This window comes from Ralstonia sp. ASV6, assembly GCF_016429285.1.
In the GTDB taxonomy this organism is placed as follows: domain Bacteria; phylum Pseudomonadota; class Gammaproteobacteria; order Burkholderiales; family Burkholderiaceae; genus Ralstonia; species Ralstonia flaminis.
Genome location: NZ_JAELUI010000029.1, coordinates 1 through 14,292, shown reverse-complemented (window position 1 = coordinate 14,292; position 14,292 = coordinate 1). Strand labels below are relative to the sequence as shown.

The following is a 14,292-nucleotide window of genomic DNA, read 5'->3' as shown; positions in this document are numbered from 1 at the left end:
TCTTTTCAACATATTCGGATTGTAGTATGGCTTATCAGATCAACGTGCTGCCCAGCGGCCGCCAGTTCCAGGCCGAAGACGGCGAGACCATCCTTGCAGCGGCGCTGCGCCAGGGCATCGGCCTGCCGTACGGCTGCAAAAACGGCGCGTGCGGCTCGTGCAAGGGCCATGTCCGCGAGGGCTCCATCGTGCAGGGCAACCACTCGCCCAACGCGCTCTCCGCCCAGGAAGCCACCGAAGGCCGCGCGCTGTTCTGCTGTGCCACGCCCGCAACTGACGTCACCATTGAAGTACGCGAAGTGCATGGCGCCGGCGATGTGCCCATCAAGAAGATCCCCTGCCGCGTGGCCTCGCTGGAAAAGGCTGCACCGGACGTCACTATCGTCAAACTGCAACTGCCAGCCACCGAGCGTATGCAATTTCTGGCCGGGCAGTACGTGGAATTCCTCCTGCGCGACGGCAAGCGCCGCAGCTACTCGATCGCCAACCCGCCGCACGAAGAAGGCCCGATCGAGCTGCACATCCGCCACATGCCGGGCGGCGCCTTCACCGACTACGTGTTCGGTGCCAAGGAGGGCGCCCCGGCCATGAAAGAACGCGACATCCTGCGCTTCGAAGGGCCGCTGGGCAGCTTCTTCCTGCGTGAAGAGTCCGACAAGCCGATCATCCTGCTGGCCTCGGGCACGGGTTTCGCGCCCATCAAGGCCATCGTCGAGCATGCGCAATTCATCGGCAGCAAGCGCCCGATGACGTTGTACTGGGGCGGCCGCCGCCCGCAAGACCTGTACATGCACGCCAAGGCGGAAGAATGGGCGCGCACGATCCCTGGATTCACGTACGTGCCGGTCGTCTCCAACGCCTTGCCCGAAGACGCCTGGACCGGCCGCACAGGCTTCGTCCACCAGGCCGTGATGGCCGATCACCCCGATCTGTCGAACCACGAGGTGTACGCTTGCGGCGCGCCGGTGGTGATCAACTCGGCCCGCACGGACTTTGCCGCCCAGTGCCAAATGCACCCGGATGCGTTCTTCGCCGACTCGTTCACCTCGGAGGCGGACCTGCATCCGGCCGGCTGACAATCGACTTGCCTACCGTTGCACAAATCCAAAGAACGTCGAAATTTCGTTTTGACTTGACTTGGCATCCGTCTTATTCTTGCGCCTTATGAACCAAACCCTGCACCTCCGACGCCGCCGTACGTTGCTCCCTCCGGGAAGCCGCGCGGCTGTCTGCTGATTGCATATCGGGTTCACAGGATTCGACGATCACAAGGCCACGGGGCAACCCCCGTGGCCTTTGTCTTTTTCCAACCAGCGCTTTTCCACTTTTTCATCTTCCTGCCGCCTTTTTCTGGAGCTTTGCCATGGCGTTTGCTGACTACCCCGTCCAGTCCCTGATGTACATCACCAACCGGCCCGAGATCGTCTTCACCGAAGGCAAGGGCTCGTGGCTGACGGATCACAACGGCAAGCGATACCTGGACTTCGTGCAGGGCTGGGCCGTCAACTGCCTCGGCCACTCGAACGACGGCATGATCGAGGCGCTCAACGCGCAGGCCAAGAAGCTGATCAACCCGAGCCCGGCCTTCTACAACGAGCCGATGGCCAAGTTGGCCGGCCTGCTGACCGCGCACAGCTGCTTCGACAAGGTGTTCTTCGCCAACAGCGGCGCTGAAGCCAACGAAGGCGCCATCAAGCTCGCCCGCAAGTGGGGCAAGAAGCATAAGAACGGCGCCTTCCAGATCATCACGTTCGACCACAGCTTCCACGGCCGCACGCTCGCCACGATGAGCGCGTCGGGCAAGGCCGGCTGGGACACCATCTTCGCGCCGCAGGTGCCGGGCTTCCCGAAGGCCATCCTGAACGACATCGCTTCGGTGGAAGCACTCATCACCGACGAGACCGTCGGCGTGATGCTCGAGCCGGTGCAGGGCGAAGGCGGCGTACTGCCCGCCACGCCGGAGTTCATGCAACAACTGCGCGCGCTGACCAAGAAGCACAAGATCCTGCTGATCGTTGATGAAGTGCAGGCAGGCTGCGGCCGTTGCGGCACCCTCTTCGCCTACCAGCTCTCGAACATCGAGCCGGACATCATGACGCTGGGCAAGGGCATCGGCGGCGGCGTGCCGCTGTCGGCTCTGCTGTGCACGGATGAAGTGGCCAGCTTCGAAGCCGGTGACCAGGGCGGCACCTACAACGGCAACCCGCTGATGACGGCTGTCGGCTGCTCGGTGATCGAGCAACTGCTGGCCCCGGGCTTCCTGGCCGGTGTGCAGGAGCGCGGCGCCTACCTGCGCAAGCAGCTGCTGCAACTGTCGGAAGAATTCGGCCTGGCCGGCGAGCGCGGTGACGGCCTGCTGCGCGCCCTGCTGCTCGGCAAGGACATCGGCGGCCAACTGGTCGAAGCCGCGCGTGAGATGAACCCGACGGGCCTGCTGCTGAACGCACCGCGTCCCAACATCCTGCGTTTCATGCCCGCACTGAACGTGACGACCGAAGAAATCGACACGATGATCGGCATGCTCCGTACGCTGCTCAAGGCACACGCCTAAAGCGAAACGCTTCACCCTGGGGCGGCGCGCAATGCGTCGCCCTGCATCGCTTCACCACCGCAGTTTCCATTTCGCCAATTCGAGGTTTGCCATGGCCGTGACGCTTGCTGTTCCGGCCACGGGGATCGTTTTGTCTGACGATTCCGCGTGGCTCCCGCTGGACCAGATCTACGATTTCCTCTCGCAGGAAACGCATTGGGCCCGCGGCCTGCCGCGCGCCGTGTTCGACCGATCGATCGCCAATTCGCTGTGCTTCGCCGCCTATCAGCAAAGCGATGACGGCTTGCACGGCGACCTCGTGGGCTTTGCACGTGCTATCACCGACCGCGCGACATTCGCCTATCTGTGCGACGTGTTTGTACTGCCCGAGTGGCGCGGCAAGGGTGTCTCGCACGCGCTGATGGATTTCCTGCGCGAGCACCCCGAACTGCAAAGTCTGCGCCGCACGGTGCTGGTCACCACGGGTGCGGACTGGCTCTATCGCAAGCATGGCTTTACCGATGTGCCTGGGGGCATTGGCTTCATGCAACTGCACCGGCCAAATATCTACACGGCAACATCTGCCTGACGCACAAAGAAAAAGCCCCGCAAGTGCGGGGCTCTTTTCATGACGCTTGATGCTTATTCGCCCAGATAGGCAGCACGCACCTTCGGATCGTCCAACATCAGCTTGGCATCGCCGCTCATGGTGATGAGACCGGAGTCCATCACGTAGCCGCGGTGCGCCGCCTGCAGCGCCAGGCGCGCGTTCTGCTCGACGAGCAGCACGGTTACGCCTTGCGCCGAGATGTCGCGCACGACCTCGAAGATCTTCTCCACCATGATCGGCGAGAGACCCATCGACGGTTCGTCCAGCAGCAGCAGCTTCGGTTGGCTCATCAGCGCACGCGCCATGGCCAGCATCTGCTGCTCGCCGCCCGACATTGTGCCGGCCAGCTGGTTTGCACGCTCTTTCAGGCGCGGGAAGATGCCGAACATGCGGTCGATGTCGGCCTTGATCTGCGCCTCGTCGTTGCGCGTGAAGGCACCCATCTGCAGGTTCTCGACGATGGTCATGCGCGCGAACACGCCGCGGCCTTCCGGCACCATCGCCAAGCCCTGCTTGAGCAGGTTGTAGCTCGGCACGCCCTTGATGGACTTGCCCAGATACTGCACGTCACCCGCAGCCCAGCCCTGCAGCCCGGTGATGGCCTTCATGGTGGTCGTCTTGCCGGCGCCGTTGGCACCGATCAGCGTGACCAGCTCACCTTCGCGAATCTCCAGATCCACGCCCTTGACCGCCTGGATGCCGCCGTAGGCAACCTTCAGGCCGTCGATCTTCAACATTACTGGTTTCATATTCCGTTCCTCCGCATCAATGCGTCGATGCGCCGAGGTAGGCCTCGATCACGGCCGGGTTGCTCTGCACTTCGTGCGGCAGGCCTTGCGCGATCACCTTGCCGTAGTCCAGCACGGTCAGGCGGTTGCACAGGCCCATCACCAGCTTCACGTCGTGTTCGATCAGCAGGATGGTCTTGCCGTCGGAACGGATCTTGTCGAGCAAGCCGCGGAGCTCGACCTTTTCCGTGGCGTTCATGCCGGCAGCCGGTTCGTCCAGGGCCAACAGCTTGGGCTGCGTGGCCAGGGCGCGCGCGATCTCCAGACGACGCTGGTGACCGTACGACAGGTTGCGCGCCGTGTAGTTGGCGTACTTGCCGATGCCGACGTACTCCAGCAGGTCGTAAGCCCAGTCTTCGATCGATTTTTCCTCTTCGCGGGCCGCCTTGGTGCGGAACACCGCGCCGATCAGGCCGGCCTTGGTGCGCACGTGACGGCCGACCATGACGTTTTCCGCCGCGGTCATGTCGCCAAACAAACGAATGTTCTGGAACGTGCGGGCGATACCGGCTTTGGCCACCTCGTGCACAGCGGTCGGCTGATACGGCACACCGCCCAGCACGAACTCGCCGGCATCCGGCGTGTACAGACCCGTAATGACGTTGAAGAACGTGGTCTTGCCGGCACCGTTCGGGCCGATCAGACCGTAGATTTCGCCTTCGCGAATTTCCAGACTCACGTCGGACAGCGCTTGCAGGCCGCCGAAACGCTTCTGCACTCCTCGGATCGAGAGGAGGACGTTGTTATTGCTCATGTGCGTGCCTCCATCAGATACGGGACAGTCCACCAGCCCGCGCTTTTTGCGGACGGTCTTCCTTGCGCGGCGAGGGCCACAGGCCCGAAGGGCGATACAGCATCACCACCACCATCGCCAGGCCGAACAGCAACTGACGCAGCACTTCCGCTTCCACAATCACATGGCCGAACAGCTTGTTCTGCACCGGCTCGGCCAGCGCACGCAGCAACTCCTGGAAGCCCACCAGCAGGATGCCGCCCAGGATCACGCCCGGGATATGGCCCATGCCGCCCAGCACCACGATGGCCAGGATGTAGATCGACTCCCACAGCACGAACGATTCCGGCGACACGAAGCCCTGGAACGACGCGAACATCGCCCCCGACACACCACCGAACGACGCGCCCATGGCAAAGGCCAGCAGCTTGATGTTGCGCGTGTTGATGCCCATCGCCTTGGCAGCGATTTCATCTTCACGCAGCGCCACCCATGCACGACCGATACGCGAGTTCTGCAACCGCAGGCACACGATGATGATGATCGCGGCCAGGAACACGAACAGGTAGTAGTACATGTAGACCGAGTCGAAGCGGATGCCAAAGAAGTCATGGCGCTTCGAGAAGTCGAACCCGAAGATCTTGACTGGCTCGATCAGGTTGATGCCCTTCGGACCGTTGGTGATGTTCACCGGACGGTCGAGGTTGTTCATGAAGATCCGGATGATTTCACCAAAGCCCAGCGTCACGATGGCGAGGTAGTCACCGCGCAGCTTCAGCACTGGCGTGCCCAGCAGAATGCCGAACAACGCAGCCAACCCGGCACCCAGTGGTATCACCCACCAGACGATAAGGTGCAGCCCATTCGGGAACAGCTGGTGGATCCACTCGAACTGGTTGGACAGGTGCGGCGAACCCAGCAACGCCATCATGTAGGCACCCACCGCGTAGAACGCGATGTAGCCCAGGTCGAGCAGGCCGGCAAAGCCCACCACGATGTTCAGGCCCAGGGCCAGCATGATGTACAGCAGCGCGAAGTCCAGCACGCGTACCCAGTAGTTACCACCTGCGGCACCCACGATGAACGGTGCGAACAGGGCGAGGATCAGGAAGCCGTAAAGCGCGGCACGCGTCTTCTTCGGTGCCTTGAATTCGGTTGCAGTTTCTGTCATGGCGCTCCCCTTCTTATGCACGGTCCGCAACGCGTTCGCCCATGATGCCGGACGGGCGGAACAGCAGCACGCCAATCAGCACGATGAACGCGAACACATCCTGGTAGTTCGAACCGAACACACCGCCAGTCAGGTCCCCGATGTAGCCGGCACCCAGTGCCTCGATCAGGCCCAGCAGCATGCCGCCCACCATGGCGCCTGCCAGGTTGCCGATGCCGCCCAGCACTGCGGCGGTGAACGCCTTCAGGCCCGGGATGAAGCCCATGTAGAAGTGGGCGTTGCCGTAGTTGGTCGCCATCATCACGCCTGCGACGGCTGCCAGGGCAGCACCGATCATGAAGGTGGCGGAGATCACGAAGTTCGGATTGACGCCCATCAGCCCTGCCACACGCTGGTTCTCGGCGGTAGCACGCATGGCGCGGCCGAGCTTGGTGCGGTTGACCAGCAGGATCAGCCCGATCATCACCAGGATAGCCACCACGATGATGACGATTTCCTTGCCGGTGATGGTCGCGCCCGTGGAGCCGATATCGATCGGGCTCGAAGGCAGCAGTTGCGGGAAGGTCAGCGGGTTACGCGACCAGATCATCATCGCCAGGGTCTGCAGCACGATCGACACGCCGATGGCGGTGATCAGCGGCGCCAGACGCGGCGCATTGCGCAGCGGCCGGTAGGCAACCCGTTCGATGGTGTACGCCACGATGGCACAGACCGGCATTGCAAACAGCAGCGCAATGACGAGCGTGAGCCAGTCAGGCAGATTGGGGAAGTACTTCTGGAGGAAGTTGATGGCAGTCAGCGCAGACATTGCACCGACCATCAGGACATCGCCGTGGGCGAAGTTGATGATGCCGAGAATACCGTAGACCATGGTGTAGCCAAGTGCGATCAGCGCGTAAATGCTGCCGAGCACCAGACCGTTCACGATCTGCTGGATAAAGATATCCATGAGAACAGCTCCTGCTATGCCTTGCTTTGTTGTAGGCGACGGGATGGCGCGCCCGCAAGGTATGCGATCAATCGGATGGGTAAGGTGAGGTTGCTGGTAAGCGGCCTGCCGAACGCGCCCATGGTGAGGGCCTTGTATGACTGGCTAGGCTATAAAAAACGGCACCGCAAGGGTATGCGCGGTGCCGTTTTTAAGGGCAAATCGTAATGAGAATCGCCCTTCGATTACTGATTACATCTTCACAACGTCAAGGACGGTCTTCTTCTTGTCCTTGTAGTTGTACAGGGTGATGGAGCCTTGCTTCAGGTCACCCTTCTCGTCAAACGAGATGTTGCCGATTACGCCGTTGTAGTTGGTTGCCGGCATGGCAGCCAGGATCTTGGCCGGATCGGTCGAGTTGGCACGCTTCATCGCGTCGATGATCACGTTGACAGCGTCATACGTGAACGGTGCGTAGATCTGCACCGGCGTGTGGAAACGGTCTTGGTACTTCTTGTCGAAGTCCGCGCCCTTTTCCATCTTCGACAGCGCCAAGCCTGCTTCCGAGCAGACGATGTTGTCGATGGCGTCGCCAGCCAGTTCGGCCACCTTGTCGGTACACACGCCATCGCCGCCAACGATCTTGGCCGTGATGCCAAGTTCCTTGGCTTGCTTGGCGAACGGACCGCCGGTGGCATCCATGCCGCCGTACATGATCACGTCCGGCTTCTTGCCCTTGATCTTGGTCAGAATGGCCTTGAAGTCGGTGGCCTTGTCGTTGGTGGCTTCACGTGCCACAACGCTCACGCCGTCAGCCTTCGCGGTCTTCTCGAACTCGTCGGCCAGGCCCTTACCGTAGGCGGTGGCATCATCAACGATGGCCACGGTCTTTGCGCCCAGGGTCTTGGCAGCATAGTTGGCCAGTGCCGGGCCCTGCTGCGCGTCGGTCGCAACCACGCGGTAGGTCGTCTTGAAGCCTTGCTTGGTGTAGTCGGGGTTCGTCGACGACGGCGAGATCTGCACGATGCCTGCATCGCTGTAGATCTTGGAAGCCGGAATCGAAACGCCCGAGTTCAGGTGGCCAACGACGGCAACAACGTGCTCGTCAACCAGCTTCTGCGCCACGGCGGTGCCAGTCTTCGGGTCGCCCGCATCGTCTTCACCGACCAATTCCAGCTTGATCTTCTTGCCGTCGATGGTCAGGCCTTCCTTGTTGGCTTCTTCAACGGCCAGGCGTGCACCGTTTTCGTTGTCTTTGCCAAGGTGAGCAATACCGCCCGTGAGCGGAGCCGCGTGACCGATCTTGACGACGGTCTCGCCGCCGCCAGCAGCAGCGGCCGGAGCCGACGTTGCTGCAGGTGCAGCAGCTTGGTCTGCGGGCTTTTCCTCGTTCTTACCGCAAGCTGCTACGAGTGCCACGGCAGCCGCAAGCGGCAGAACTTTGGCAAACTTGATTTGCATGAGTGATCTCCTAGATCTCGCAAGAGCAAGAAGAGCGTCCTGCCTCCCGGCCGCTCCCCCTGCGCCGATTGTTTCAATTTGAAACGCGCGAATTGTATCCCCTTTTTTTGCGGATGCAATACGCGTCGCAACAACGATTTTTACAGTAACTACGCCGCTTTACGGGCTTTCCCCAATGCCCAAACAGGCGTCATTTCGCGCAGGCATTCGCGAATGGCAGATAGGCATATCAAGAAGCATGCCAGAGTAGGGGAAACCCTGTATTTATGCGGCTTGGCGGGCGATCCGCACGGTAAATCAAGGCTTTGCAGGCGTTGAATCGATTTTTGCAATGCACAAAACAAAACGGCCACTCCTGTTAGAAGTGGCCGTCGGCATGTCGAAAGCGCTTTATGCACCGCATTAGGGCGCACTATTTTTGTGCGCTTTTAAGTGGGCATTTACATAATCGACTTCAATTGATTTGAAGTCCCCTCGGAAGGGGGAAGGACATGTTTTCTTGAATGCCCTCGAGCGGACGCACGGTGCGCGCACCCAGCGCCTTGAGTCGATCGACGATCGATTGCGCCAGTTCTTCCGGCGCCGAAGCGCCCGCCGTCAGGCCCACGCGGCGCTTGCCGGCCAGCCATTCGGGCTTCACCTGCTCGGGCGTATCCACCATATAGGCTGGCACGCCGAGCTTCTCGGCCAGTTCGCGCAGGCGATTCGAGTTGGAACTGTTCGGGCTGCCCACCACGATCACCACCTCCACCTGCGGCGCCATGAACTTCACGGCGTCCTGGCGGTTCTGCGTGGCATAGCAAATGTCCTGTTTCTTGGGTTCGTTCACGGCAGGGAAGCGCGCCTTGATGGCGGCCACAATCTCCTGCGTCTCGTCCACCGACAGCGTGGTCTGCGTGACATACGCCAGTCGCGTCGGGTCCTTCACCGCAAGATGCGCCACGTCGTCCACCGATTCGACGAGCAACATGCCGTCGTCGGCCTGGCCCATGGTGCCTTCCACTTCAGGGTGCCCCTTGTGGCCGATCATGATGATCTCGAAGCCCTGCGAGCGCATCTTCGAGACCTCGACGTGCACCTTGGTCACCAGCGGGCAGGTCGCATCGAACACGCGCAGGCCGCGCGCCTCAGCCGCCTCGCGCACCGCGCGGGACACACCATGCGCGCTGAAGATGACCGTGCCGCCCACCGGCACATCGTCGAGCTCCTGCACGAACACCGCCCCCTTGTTACGCAGGTCGCTCACCACAAAGGCGTTGTGCACGATCTCGTGGCGCACGTAGATAGGCGCGCCAAACAGTTGCAGTGCGCGCTCGACGATCTCGATGGCCCGGTCCACGCCGGCACAGAAGCCACGCGGCTGCGCGAGCAGAACCTCAGCGTCGATCTGGGTGACGGAGTCGACCGGGGTGTTCATGGTGGTGCTCATCACAGAATGCCAATCAGCTGGACTTCGAACAGGATGGTCTGCCCAGCCAGCGGGTGGTTGAAATCGAACAGCGCGGAGGTCTCACCGATCTCTTTCAGCACGCCGGCGTACTTGCCACCGCTCGGCGCGTTGAATTCGACAAGATCACCCGGCTGGTAGTCCTCTTCAAACGAGGAATTTTCACGCAGCGTGGCCAGCGACACGCGCTGCAGCAGCTCAGGATTGCGCGGGCCGAACGCATGCTCGGGCGCCAGGCGGAACGTCGTGCGCTCGCCCTCGCGCATACCGAACAGCGCCTGCTCCAGCGTCGGCGCCAATTGACCTTGACCGAGCAGCAGCGTCGCGGGCTTGTCACCAAAGGTGGTGACAACGTCCGTGTCGTTCTCCAGAGCGACGCGGTAGTGCAGCGTCAAATAGGAATCCGCCCCAACTACCTTGCCTGCGCCGCTTGCCGACGCCTGATTCGTCAAATCTTGCACGCTCAACCTGCTTGACCAAAAAGTAACCCGTTATTGTACGTCAGCCCTCCTCTCGGTCGCTGGCGCGGCGCCTGCTCCACACAGGCCGCACGTGGGCATCAACGCCCTCCCCTACAGTATCTATATGGCAATTGTCGACTGGCCCGCCCACGAGCGGCCGCGTGAAAAACTGCTCGCTCACGGTCCCGCTGCGCTGTCTGATGCGGAACTGCTGGCCATCTTCCTGCGCGTCGGCATGCCCGGCAAAAGCGCCGTCGACTTGGCGCGTGAACTGCTGGTGCATTTCGGCTCGCTCGGGCGGCTGTGCCACGCCTCGCAACAGGAGTTCTCGTCGATCAACGGCATGGGGCCGGCCAAATATGCACAATTGCATGCATTGCTGGAAGTTGCCCGGCGTGCACTCAAAGAAGACATCACCCACGGCCAGACTTTCGATTCTCCACAGAGCGTGAAGGATTTCCTGCGACTGTCGCTCGGCCACCGCCCACACGAAGTCTTCGCCTGTCTGTTTCTGGACGTGCGGCACCGGCTGATTGCGTGGGAGGAGCTTTTCCGTGGCACGCTGACCGAGGCACGCGTCTATCCCCGCGAGATCGCCAAGCGCGCCCTGCATCACAATGCGGCAGCCGTCATCCTGGCCCACAACCACCCCACCGGCCACGCCGAGCCCAGCGAATCCGATATCGTCCTGACCCGGGAGCTTTGCCGCGCGCTGGCGCTGCTGGATGTGATTGTTCTGGATCACATGATCGTCGGCCGCACCACGGTCTATGGCTTTCTGGAACACGGCAAGATGTAGCGCAGACGCCGCATCGCGCGTTGCTCAACGGCAATCGACTGATCTCGTTGATTTGCCAGCAGTTTTATGTGTATAATCCGCGTTTCGCTGAAGTCCCACCTCTACAGTGGCGCTGCGCTTGGTTTTGGTCCCAGCGCCCGGTCGCAAACTGTAGCCAACGTATTTAGTTAGGAGTGCTCCATGGCACGCGTCTGTCAAGTGACCGGGAAAGCGCCGATGGTCGGCAATAACGTTTCCCACGCAAACAACAAGACCAAGCGCCGTTTTCTGCCGAACCTGCAGAACCGCCGCTTCTGGGTCGAATCCGAAAACCGCTGGGTGAGCCTGCGCGTCTCGAACGCCGGTCTGCGCCTGATCGATAAAAAAGGCATCGACGAAGTGCTCGTGGATCTGCGCGCACGCGGCGAAGTCTAATTAGGAGTTAAATCATGGCCAGCAAAGGCGGACGCGACAAGATCAAGCTGGAATCGACCGCAGGTACGGGTCATTTCTACACGACCACCAAGAACAAGCGCACCAAGCCGGAAAAGATGGAGATCATGAAGTTCGATCCCGTCGCCCGCAAGCACGTCGCTTACAAGGAAACCAAGATCAAGTAATCCTCGCGATTGCATTGGCTTGCTTCCGTCGGCATGATCGACAGCAAAAACCCGCTTCAAGGCGGGTTTTTTGTTGCCCGCTGTTTGGCACGGCCGCGGTGTACACTGCTCCTCTTTCCGATTGACACGCGACTGTGCTAGTGGGCAGCCGCGTCTGCCCAGCGTCTCGCGTCTCCCATGAACTTCGATGTTGCCGTCGTCGGCAGCGGCCTGGCGGGCTTGACCGTCGCCCTGCACCTCGCCGATCACCGCCGCGTGGTCGTCATCAGCAAACGCAGCCTACCGGAAGGCGCCAGCGACTGGGCTCAGGGCGGCATTGCCGCTGTACTCGATTCGGGCGACAGCCATGACGAGCACGTCGACGACACGCTCATTGCCGGCGCCGGCTTGTGCGATGAAGCGGCCACGCGCTACATCGTCGAGAACGGGCGATCGGCCATCGAGTGGCTGATCGGACACGGTGTGCCGTTTACGCGCGACGAGCAGGCCGAACTCGGCTTCCACCTCACGCGCGAAGGCGGCCACCGCCATCGACGCATCATCCACGCAGCAGATGCCACCGGCCACGCCGTGGTGACAACACTGGTGGAAAAAGTACGCAATCACCCGAACATCACGCTGTTGGAAGACCACTTCGCGATCGACCTGATTACCGATGCGAAGCTGGGTCAGCCAGGCACCCGTTGCCATGGCCTGTACGTGCTCGACTGCAAGAGCGGCCGGGTCAAGACACTCACTGCCAGCCAGACCGTGATGGCTACTGGCGGCGCAGGCAAGGTCTACCTCTATACGACGAACCCGGATACGGCCAGTGGCGACGGCATTGCCATGGCGTGGCGTGCGGGCTGCCGCGTGGCGAACATGGAGTTCATCCAGTTCCACCCGACCTGCCTGTACCACCCGTTTGCCAAATCCTTCCTGATTACCGAGGCCGTGCGTGGTGAAGGCGGCAAGCTGATCCTGCCGGATGGCACGCGCTTCATGCCCGCGCACGATGAACGCGCCGAGCTGGCCCCACGCGACATCGTTGCCCGCGCCATCGACTTCGAGATGAAGAAGCGTGGTCTGGACTGCGTGTACCTGGACATCAGTCACCAGAGCCCCGAATTCCTCAAGGAGCATTTCCCGACGATCCTGGCACGCTGCCTGGAGTTGGGCATCGATATCACGCGCCAGCCGATTCCGGTGGTGCCTGCAGCGCACTACACATGCGGCGGCGTGGTGACAGATCACATCGGCCGCACCGACATCACTGGCCTGTACGCAGTGGGCGAGACGGCCTACACCGGCCTGCACGGCGCCAACCGGCTGGCAAGCAATTCGCTGCTGGAATGTATGGTGATCGGGCGCGGCGCAGCGGAAGACATCCTCGCCCAACCGCAATCGAAGCCGACTGCCACTCAGATACCGGCATGGGATGAAAGCCGCGTGACGGATGCCGACGAAGAAGTCGTCGTCTCGCACAACTGGGACGAGCTGCGCCGCATGATGTGGAACTACGTTGGTATCGTGCGCACGAACAAACGGCTCGAACGCGCGCAGCATCGCATTGCACTGCTGCGCGAAGAGATTGCCGAGTACTACAAGAATTTCCGTGTGAGCCACGATCTGCTGGAACTGCGCAACCTCGTCGAGGTGGCCTCGCTGATCGTCGATAGCGCGCTGTCACGGCACGAGAGCCGCGGCTTGCATTTCTCGCGCGACTACCCTGAAACGCTGCCCAAGGCTCTGCCGACGGTCGTGCAGCCGACCCATCGGCAGATCGCGCGCAAAAGCTAAGCCGGTTGATTCGACGGCTTATTCGACCGCCTATTCCACGATACGCAGGGAGTAGTCGGTTGCGCGCACGTCCTTCGTGAGCGCGCCGACGGAGATGCGGTCCACGCCTGTCTCGGCAAACGCGCGAATCGTGTCGATGTTCACACCGCCCGATACCTCCAGCAGCGCTCTGCCCGCCGTCACACGCACGGCCTCACGCATGGCAGGCGCATCGAAGTTGTCGAGCAGTACGGACGTGGCACCGGCCGCCAGCGCCTCATCCAGTTGCGCGAGTGTTTCCACCTCAACCTGAATCGACACGCCCGCATTCAGCGCCTGCGCCGCACGCAAGGCCGCCGTCACGCCACCCGCCGCAGCGATATGGTTTTCCTTGATGAGGATGCCGTCGTACAGTGCAAGGCGCTGATTCTCGCCACCACCAATGCGCACGGCGTACTTCTGCGCCAGGCGCAGACCGGGCATCGTCTTGCGTGTGTCGAGCACGCGAGCGCGCGTACCCGCAATGACATCGGCATAGCGCGCCGTTGCCGTGGCCACGCCGGAGAGCAACTGCAAGAAATTCAGCGACGGGCGCTCGGCGGTCAGCAGCGAGCGCGCGGGGCCTTCGATCTCGCACACCACCGAATCTGGCGCAATGCGGTCGCCCTCCTGCTGCCGCCACGTCACGCGCAGCGTCGGGTCCACCGCGCGCATGCAGGCATCGAACCAAGGCGTACCGCACAGCACGGCGTCTTCACGCACGATCACGCGTGCGCGTGCATGGCGATCGGCAGGGACAAGCAAGCCCGTACAGTCACCGGTGCCGACGTCCTCGGCAATCGCGGCGGCCACATTGGCAGCCAGCGCTTCACGCAGCGCCGGGCCAAAGCTATCGAAAATCGCCTGCGCGGCGTTCACGCTCATCTGAGTCGCTGTCATGCTGGGCCAATTCCTTGAAAGAGCTGTGCGTTGGCCGCCAGATCGCCTTGCGGCCGGACCGCGGCCTT

General features: G+C 61.8%; 15 protein-coding genes. 7 read left to right on the top strand and 8 right to left on the bottom strand.

Features of this window, described 5'->3' with window-relative positions; genetic code table 11:
* The first annotated feature begins 26 nt into the window (after window positions 1–26).
* The 3 genes from JHD73_RS07800 (at window position 27) to JHD73_RS07790 (ending at window position 3,119) form a co-directional block, all read left to right on the top strand.
* Window positions 27–1,076, top strand: coding sequence for a CDP-6-deoxy-delta-3,4-glucoseen reductase (locus tag JHD73_RS07800; protein ID WP_199029441.1), 1,050 nt, complete (start codon window positions 27–29; stop codon window positions 1,074–1,076).
* 287 nt (window positions 1,077–1,363) lie between these two features.
* The gene (locus JHD73_RS07795) at window positions 1,364–2,551 is read left to right on the top strand and encodes an acetylornithine transaminase (RefSeq protein WP_199029439.1); all 1,188 of its coding nucleotides are present in this window, start codon (window positions 1,364–1,366) and stop codon (window positions 2,549–2,551) included.
* A gap of 91 nt (window positions 2,552–2,642) precedes the next feature.
* The gene (locus tag JHD73_RS07790; protein WP_199029437.1) at window positions 2,643–3,119 is read left to right on the top strand and encodes a GNAT family N-acetyltransferase; all 477 of its coding nucleotides are present in this window, start codon (window positions 2,643–2,645) and stop codon (window positions 3,117–3,119) included.
* A gap of 53 nt (window positions 3,120–3,172) precedes the next feature.
* On the opposite strand, the gene JHD73_RS07785 is transcribed toward JHD73_RS07790, so the two are convergent.
* The 7 genes from JHD73_RS07785 to JHD73_RS07755 form a co-directional block, all read right to left on the bottom strand.
* Window positions 3,173–3,889, bottom strand: a complete 717-nt coding sequence (locus JHD73_RS07785) for an ABC transporter ATP-binding protein (protein WP_199029435.1) — start codon at window positions 3,887–3,889, stop codon at window positions 3,173–3,175.
* 16 nt (window positions 3,890–3,905) lie between these two features.
* Window positions 3,906–4,682: an ABC transporter ATP-binding protein gene (locus JHD73_RS07780; RefSeq protein ID WP_199029432.1), complete on the bottom strand. Its 777-nt coding sequence runs from the start codon at window positions 4,680–4,682 to the stop codon at window positions 3,906–3,908.
* A gap of 13 nt (window positions 4,683–4,695) precedes the next feature.
* Window positions 4,696–5,832 (bottom strand): ABC transporter ATP-binding protein, encoded by a 1,137-nt coding sequence (locus JHD73_RS07775; protein ID WP_199029430.1) that lies wholly within the window; start codon window positions 5,830–5,832, stop codon window positions 4,696–4,698.
* A gap of 13 nt (window positions 5,833–5,845) precedes the next feature.
* On the bottom strand, window positions 5,846–6,781 hold the full coding sequence (locus tag JHD73_RS07770) for a branched-chain amino acid ABC transporter permease (RefSeq protein WP_048934552.1): 936 nt from the start codon (window positions 6,779–6,781) through the stop codon (window positions 5,846–5,848).
* A 231-nt stretch (window positions 6,782–7,012) separates the two neighbouring features.
* Complete coding sequence (locus tag JHD73_RS07765) at window positions 7,013–8,221, bottom strand: branched-chain amino acid ABC transporter substrate-binding protein (RefSeq protein ID WP_199029428.1); 1,209 nt, start codon at window positions 8,219–8,221, stop codon at window positions 7,013–7,015.
* 454 nt (window positions 8,222–8,675) lie between these two features.
* Complete coding sequence (gene ispH, locus JHD73_RS07760; RefSeq protein ID WP_199029426.1) at window positions 8,676–9,650, bottom strand: 4-hydroxy-3-methylbut-2-enyl diphosphate reductase; 975 nt, start codon at window positions 9,648–9,650, stop codon at window positions 8,676–8,678.
* The gene (locus JHD73_RS07755) at window positions 9,650–10,129 is read right to left on the bottom strand and encodes a peptidylprolyl isomerase (protein ID WP_064804675.1); all 480 of its coding nucleotides are present in this window, start codon (window positions 10,127–10,129) and stop codon (window positions 9,650–9,652) included. The genes ispH and JHD73_RS07755 overlap by 1 nt, the downstream gene beginning before the upstream one ends.
* 124 nt (window positions 10,130–10,253) lie before the next feature.
* On the opposite strand from JHD73_RS07755, the gene radC reads away from it, so the two are divergent.
* The 4 genes from radC (at window position 10,254) to nadB (ending at window position 13,306) form a co-directional block, all read left to right on the top strand.
* On the top strand, window positions 10,254–10,928 hold the full coding sequence (gene radC / locus JHD73_RS07750) for a DNA repair protein RadC (protein WP_199029494.1): 675 nt from the start codon (window positions 10,254–10,256) through the stop codon (window positions 10,926–10,928).
* Window positions 10,929–11,108: 180 nt separating this feature from the next.
* Window positions 11,109–11,342, top strand: coding sequence for a 50S ribosomal protein L28 (gene rpmB, locus JHD73_RS07745; protein WP_004631999.1), 234 nt, complete (start codon window positions 11,109–11,111; stop codon window positions 11,340–11,342).
* Between the two features lie 14 nt (window positions 11,343–11,356).
* Window positions 11,357–11,527: a 50S ribosomal protein L33 gene (gene rpmG, locus JHD73_RS07740; RefSeq protein ID WP_003262397.1), complete on the top strand. Its 171-nt coding sequence runs from the start codon at window positions 11,357–11,359 to the stop codon at window positions 11,525–11,527.
* Between the two features lie 177 nt (window positions 11,528–11,704).
* Window positions 11,705–13,306, top strand: a complete 1,602-nt coding sequence (gene nadB, locus JHD73_RS07735; RefSeq protein ID WP_199029424.1) for an L-aspartate oxidase — start codon at window positions 11,705–11,707, stop codon at window positions 13,304–13,306.
* Between the two features lie 30 nt (window positions 13,307–13,336).
* On the opposite strand, the gene nadC is transcribed toward nadB, so the two are convergent.
* The gene (gene nadC, locus JHD73_RS07730; protein WP_199029422.1) at window positions 13,337–14,224 is read right to left on the bottom strand and encodes a carboxylating nicotinate-nucleotide diphosphorylase; all 888 of its coding nucleotides are present in this window, start codon (window positions 14,222–14,224) and stop codon (window positions 13,337–13,339) included.
* Window positions 14,225–14,292: the final 68 nt, after the last annotated feature.

What these genes read in the sequence shown, in the direction of transcription:
- radC (WP_199029494.1), top strand. Translation starts at nt 10,254, where the DNA reads ATGGCAATTGTCGACTGGCCCGCCCACGAGCGGCCGCGTGAAAAACTG.
- JHD73_RS07785 (WP_199029435.1), bottom strand. Translation starts at nt 3,889, where the DNA reads ATGAAACCAGTAATGTTGAAGATCGACGGCCTGAAGGTTGCCTACGGC.
- JHD73_RS07795 (WP_199029439.1), top strand. Translation starts at nt 1,364, where the DNA reads ATGGCGTTTGCTGACTACCCCGTCCAGTCCCTGATGTACATCACCAAC.
- JHD73_RS07765 (WP_199029428.1), bottom strand. Translation starts at nt 8,221, where the DNA reads ATGCAAATCAAGTTTGCCAAAGTTCTGCCGCTTGCGGCTGCCGTGGCA.
- nadB (WP_199029424.1), top strand. Translation starts at nt 11,705, where the DNA reads ATGAACTTCGATGTTGCCGTCGTCGGCAGCGGCCTGGCGGGCTTGACC.
- JHD73_RS07770 (WP_048934552.1), bottom strand. Translation starts at nt 6,781, where the DNA reads ATGGATATCTTTATCCAGCAGATCGTGAACGGTCTGGTGCTCGGCAGC.
- rpmG (WP_003262397.1), top strand. Translation starts at nt 11,357, where the DNA reads ATGGCCAGCAAAGGCGGACGCGACAAGATCAAGCTGGAATCGACCGCA.
- ispH (WP_199029426.1), bottom strand. Translation starts at nt 9,650, where the DNA reads ATGAGCACCACCATGAACACCCCGGTCGACTCCGTCACCCAGATCGAC.
- nadC (WP_199029422.1), bottom strand. Translation starts at nt 14,224, where the DNA reads ATGACAGCGACTCAGATGAGCGTGAACGCCGCGCAGGCGATTTTCGAT.
- JHD73_RS07800 (WP_199029441.1), top strand. Translation starts at nt 27, where the DNA reads ATGGCTTATCAGATCAACGTGCTGCCCAGCGGCCGCCAGTTCCAGGCC.
- JHD73_RS07790 (WP_199029437.1), top strand. Translation starts at nt 2,643, where the DNA reads ATGGCCGTGACGCTTGCTGTTCCGGCCACGGGGATCGTTTTGTCTGAC.
- JHD73_RS07780 (WP_199029432.1), bottom strand. Translation starts at nt 4,682, where the DNA reads ATGAGCAATAACAACGTCCTCCTCTCGATCCGAGGAGTGCAGAAGCGT.
- rpmB (WP_004631999.1), top strand. Translation starts at nt 11,109, where the DNA reads ATGGCACGCGTCTGTCAAGTGACCGGGAAAGCGCCGATGGTCGGCAAT.
- JHD73_RS07775 (WP_199029430.1), bottom strand. Translation starts at nt 5,832, where the DNA reads ATGACAGAAACTGCAACCGAATTCAAGGCACCGAAGAAGACGCGTGCC.